Source organism: Blastococcus sp. CT_GayMR20, assembly GCF_004570345.1.
On sequence record NZ_SPQM01000237.1, the window covers coordinates 1 to 4,751 of the forward strand.

At 72.8% G+C, this 4,751-nt stretch carries 4 protein-coding genes; all 4 read right to left on the bottom strand.

The window, feature by feature from the left end; translation table 11 throughout:
* Positions 1–141: 141 nt before the first annotated feature.
* On the bottom strand, positions 142–1,629 hold the full coding sequence (gene obgE / locus E4P40_RS26330) for a GTPase ObgE (protein ID WP_135161266.1): 1,488 nt from the start codon (positions 1,627–1,629) through the stop codon (positions 142–144).
* 124 nt (positions 1,630–1,753) lie between these two features.
* Positions 1,754–2,008 carry a 50S ribosomal protein L27 gene (gene rpmA, locus E4P40_RS26335; RefSeq protein ID WP_135161267.1) on the bottom strand — a complete coding sequence of 85 codons (255 nt, stop codon included), beginning with the start codon at positions 2,006–2,008 and terminating at the stop codon, positions 1,754–1,756.
* A 7-nt stretch (positions 2,009–2,015) separates the two neighbouring features.
* The gene (rplU, locus tag E4P40_RS26340) at positions 2,016–2,327 is read right to left on the bottom strand and encodes a 50S ribosomal protein L21 (protein WP_135161268.1); all 312 of its coding nucleotides are present in this window, start codon (positions 2,325–2,327) and stop codon (positions 2,016–2,018) included.
* 235 nt (positions 2,328–2,562) lie between these two features.
* On the bottom strand, positions 2,563–4,751 hold a 2,189-nt coding region (locus E4P40_RS26345), incomplete at its 5' end, for an Rne/Rng family ribonuclease (RefSeq protein WP_135161269.1).

Below are 4,751 nucleotides of genomic sequence, written 5' to 3' on the forward strand. Positions count from 1 at the left end.
CCGCGCGCACGGCGCCCAGGACGTCGACCAGCGCCGCCAGCCGCTCGGCGTCAAGACCACCCGGCAGGGTGGTCAGCGACGACGAGCCGACCTTGACGACCACCCGGCGCGCACCGGCGATCTGCGGCCTCCCGAGATCGCTCACGGCGCGTCCGGCGGGAGGTCGTCGTCCGTCCAGGTCTCGTCGCTGAGCTCGTAGGGCACCCGGCGGGCCTTCTTGGCGGCCAGCCGCTCCTCGGCGCGCACCCGGTGCGGCGCGTCGATGCGGGCGTCGGTGCCCCGGCCACCCAGGCCTGCCGACTCCTCCACGGTGAGGGTCCCGGCCGGCAGGGTCGGCACCCAGTCGAAGGTGACCCCGCCGACGGTGACGGCGTCGCCCTCGCGGGCGCCGGCCTTGGCGAGCTCCTCCTCGACCCCGAGCCGGTTGAGCCGGTCGGCGAGGAAGCCGACGGCCTCGTCGTTGGTGAAGTCGGTCTGCCGCACCCAGCGCTCGGGACGGACGCCGCGGACGACGAAGCCCTCCGGGTCCTCCGGGTCGCGCTCCACCGTGAACCCCGAGTCGTCGACGGCCTTGGGCGTGAGCGTGACGCGGGCCGGCTCCATCGGGGGCAGGCTCGCCCGGTGCGCCTCGACGGCTGCGGCCAGGGCGAAGCCGAACTCGCGCAGACCCTCACCGGTGGCGGCGCTGACGGGGTAGACGTCCAGGCCGCGCTTCTCCAGCGAGGTGCGGACCAGGTCCACCAGCTCGCGGGCGTCCGGCACGTCGATCTTGTTGAGGACGGCGATCCGCAGCCGGCCGACCAGGTCGAGCTCGTCGCCGCCGTATTCGGCGAGCTCGTGCTCGAGGGCCTCGATGTCGGTCTCCGGGTCGCGCCCCGGCTCCATCGTCGCCATGTCGACGACGTGCACCAGGACGGCGCAGCGCTCGACGTGCCGCAGGAACTGCACGCCCAGCCCCTTGCCGGTGGAAGCGCCGGGGATCAGGCCGGGGACGTCGGCCATCGTGTAGACGGTGTCGCCGGACCTGATCACGCCGAGGTTCGGCACGAGCGTGGTGAACGGGTAGTCGGCGATCTTCGGGCGGGCCGCGGACATCGCCGCGACCAGTGAGGACTTGCCCGCGGACGGGAAGCCGACCAGGCCGACGTCGGCGATGCTCTTCAGCTCGATGACGGCGTCGAAGGCCTCGCCCTCCTCGCCGAGCAGGGCGAAGCCGGGCGCCTTGCGCCGGGAGTTGGCGAGCGCGGCGTTGCCGAGCCCGCCCTTGCCGCCCTTGGCGAGCACCACGCGGGTGCCGGCGCCGACGAGGTCGGCGATGACCCGGCCGTCGGGGGTGCTGACGACGGTGCCGGCCGGCACGTGCAGGATCCTGTCCTCGCCCTTGGCGCCGTGCCGGTTGCTGCCCTCACCCGGGCGTCCGTTGCCGGCCTTCTGGTGCGGTCGATGGTGGAAGTCGAGCAGCGTGTGCACGTTGGGGTCGACCTCGAGGACGATGTCCCCGCCGTCCCCACCGTTGCCGCCGTCGGGACCGCCGAGGGGCTTGAACTTCTCACGGTGCACCGAGGAGACGCCGTGGCCGCCGTTGCCGGCCGCCACGTGCACCACTACCCGATCGACGAAAGCGGCCATGTCAATTCCCTAGGAAACGCCACGAGCGCACGGGCCGCGGCCCGTGCGCTCGTGAGCGGAACGTTCGTGGCCCCGTCCCGGGTCCCGCCCTGAGCCTGCGAAGGGTGGGGAGGACGGGGTCCTTTCACTCGACCGCGGTGATGGAGACGGTCTTGCGACCGCGCCGCGTGCCGAAGGTCACCGCGCCCGCGTCGAGCGCGAACAGCGTGTCGTCGCTGCCCCGACCGACACCCAGACCCGGGTGGAAGTGGGTGCCGCGCTGGCGGACGATGATCTCGCCGGCCTTGACAACCTGGCCGCCGAAGCGCTTCACGCCGAGACGCTGCGCGTTCGAGTCGCGACCGTTGCGGGACGACGATGCGCCCTTCTTGTGTGCCATGTCGGCGTCAGCCCTCCGAGATGTCGCGGACCACGACGCTGGTCAGGGGCTGACGGTGCCCCTGCCGCTTGTGGTAGCCGGTCTTGTTCTTGAACTTGTGGATGTGGATCTTCGGGCCCTTGCCGTGCTCGACGATCTCACCGGTCACGGTCACCTTGGCCAGGGCCGCTGCGTCGCTGGTGACGGTGTCCCCGTCGACCAGGAGGATGGCCGGCAGGGCCACCGTGTCGCCGGCCGCACCCTGCAGGCGGTTGATCGTGAACGTGTCGCCCACGGCCACCTTGTGCTGGCTGCCACCGGCCTTCACCACTGCGTACACCACTGACTCCTCGTTGCTTATCGTGTCTAGCTCTGTGTTCCGGCGCGCAGACCGGAGCGATCGCCGGGTGCTGGACGGGCTGCGTACGCCTGACCCGGCGGCACCCGGAGGCGCCCGCGCGGTGGCGGTGCAACCCGACCAGCGTACCTGAGCCGATCGGACGGGTCGACGTGACCTGTGGCCCCTCCGCAGGGTCCCGCGCCGAGCGTGCAGGCGTGGGGCAGAGGGTCCCCTTTCAGGAGACGGGCGGACCCGCCGGTCGGCTGGCGGCCCGGCGACGACGCGGTCGGCCCGTGGAGGGTGCCTCCCCGTCGCCCGCCTGGTCCGTGGCTGCCCGGGCCTCGTCCGCCGGGTCGGCGGGCGCGGCCTCGGCCGCCGGGAGCACGACCGGCGCGATCTCGACGGCAAGCGCCTCGGTCGGCAGCTCGTCGGCGGTCTCCTCGCCCGCGTTGGCGCTCTCCGGCAGCGGCGGCACGATCTCGACCGCGTTGCTCTCGGCCGGGGTCACGTCGGCATCGGTGTCCGCCGCGGCGCCGGCCAGCACGGCGGCGTCCTCGGCGACCCGGTCCTCACCGGACTGGCCACGGTTGCGGCGTCCCCGGTTGCGGCGGCCGCCGCGACCGCCCTCGGCCGGCTCGCCGTCGCCGGCGACCGCCTCGGTCGGCTCCTCGACGGGCGCCTCGTCCTTCGCGACGACGTCCCGGGTGTCGCGGGAAACGCCGGAGCGGTCCCGGCGGCTGGTGCCACCGCCGTTGCCCCGGTCGGCGCCCCCGCCGCCGTTGCCACCACCGCTGCCGCCGCTGCGGCGCTTCTCGTCCACCGGGTCGGTCGAGACGATCACGCCACGGCCGCGGCAGTGCTCGCACGGCTCGGAGAAGACCTCGAGCAGTCCCTGGCCGACCCGCTTGCGGGTCATCTGCACCAGGCCGAGCGAGGTGACCTCGGCGACCTGGTGCTTGGTGCGGTCGCGGCCCAGGCACTCGGTCAGCCGCCGCAGCACGAGGTCGCGGTTGCTCTCGAGGACCATGTCGATGAAGTCGATGACGATGATGCCGCCGATGTCGCGCAGCCGGAGCTGGCGGACGATCTCCTCCGCGGCCTCCATGTTGTTGCGCGTGACGGTCTGCTCCAGGTTGCCCCCGGAGCCGACGAACTTGCCGGTGTTGACGTCGACGACGGTCATCGCCTCGGTGCGGTCGATGACCAGCGAGCCGCCCGAGGGCAGCCACACCTTGCGGTCGAGCGCCTTGGCCAGCTGCTCGTCGATGCGCAGGTCGTGGAAGGCGTCGCCCTCCCCGGTGTAGCGCGTGAGCCGGCCGGACAGCTCCGGGGAGACGTGCGCGACGTAGGCCTCGACGGTGTCCCACGCGTCGTCGCCCTGGACGACGAGCTCCTTGAAGTCCTCGTTGAAGACGTCTCGGATCACGCGGATCGCCAGATCCGGCTCGCCGTAGAGCAAGGTCGGCGCGTTCGACGTCGACTCGGCCTTCTTCTGGATGACCTCCCACTGCGCGGTCAGCCGGTTGACGTCGCGGGTGAGCTCCTCCTCCGAGGCGCCCTCCGCGGCGGTCCGGATGATCACGCCGGCGTCCTCGGGGACGATCTTCTTGAGGATGTCCTTGAGCCGCTGGCGCTCGGTGTCGGGCAGCTTGCGGCTGATCCCGGTCATCGAGCCGCCGGGCACGTAGACGAGGAACCGGCCGGGCAGGTTGATCTGCTGGGTCAGCCGGGCGCCCTTGTGGCCGATCGGGTCCTTGGTGACCTGCACGAGCACCTTGTCGCCGGACTTCATCGCCGTCTCGATGGAGCGCGACTTGCCGGACAGACCGGCGGCGTCCCAGTTGACCTCGCCGGCGTACAGCACGGCGTTGCGACCCTTGCCGATGTCGACGAACGCCGCCTCCATGCTGGGCAGCACGTTCTGCACGCGGCCGAGGTAGACGTTGCCCGCGAAGGAGGTCGCCGACGCCTGGGTCACGTAGTGCTCGACCAGCACGTCGTCCTCGAGGACGGCGATCTGCGTCCGCTCGCCCCGCTGGCGGATGACCATCTTGCGGTCGACCGCCTCGCGCCGGGCGAGGAACTCGCTCTCGGTCAGGATCGGCGCGCGACGGCGACCGGTGTCCCGGCCGTCGCGGCGGCGCTGGCGCTTGGCCTCCAGGCGCGTCGAGCCGGCGACGCCGCGCACCTCGTCGTCGCTGCTGGTCCGGCCGTTGCGACCGGCCCGCTCGGGGCGGTCGTCGTCGTCGACGTCCTCGACGGAGCTCTCGCCCCCGCCGCTGCCGCTGCGGCGCCGGCGCCGGCGCCGGCGGCGGGTGCTCGACCCGCCCTCGGCCTCGTCGGACTCGTCGACCTCACCGTCGGCGGTCTCGGCGTCCTCGTCCTCGTCGGTGTCGGTCTCGTCGACCGCCTCGTCGTCACCGT

Coding starts and splice junctions, on each gene's coding strand:
- obgE (WP_135161266.1), bottom strand. CDS start 1,629: ATGGCCGCTTTCGTCGATCGGGTAGTGGTGCACGTGGCGGCCGGCAAC.
- rpmA (WP_135161267.1), bottom strand. CDS start 2,008: ATGGCACACAAGAAGGGCGCATCGTCGTCCCGCAACGGTCGCGACTCG.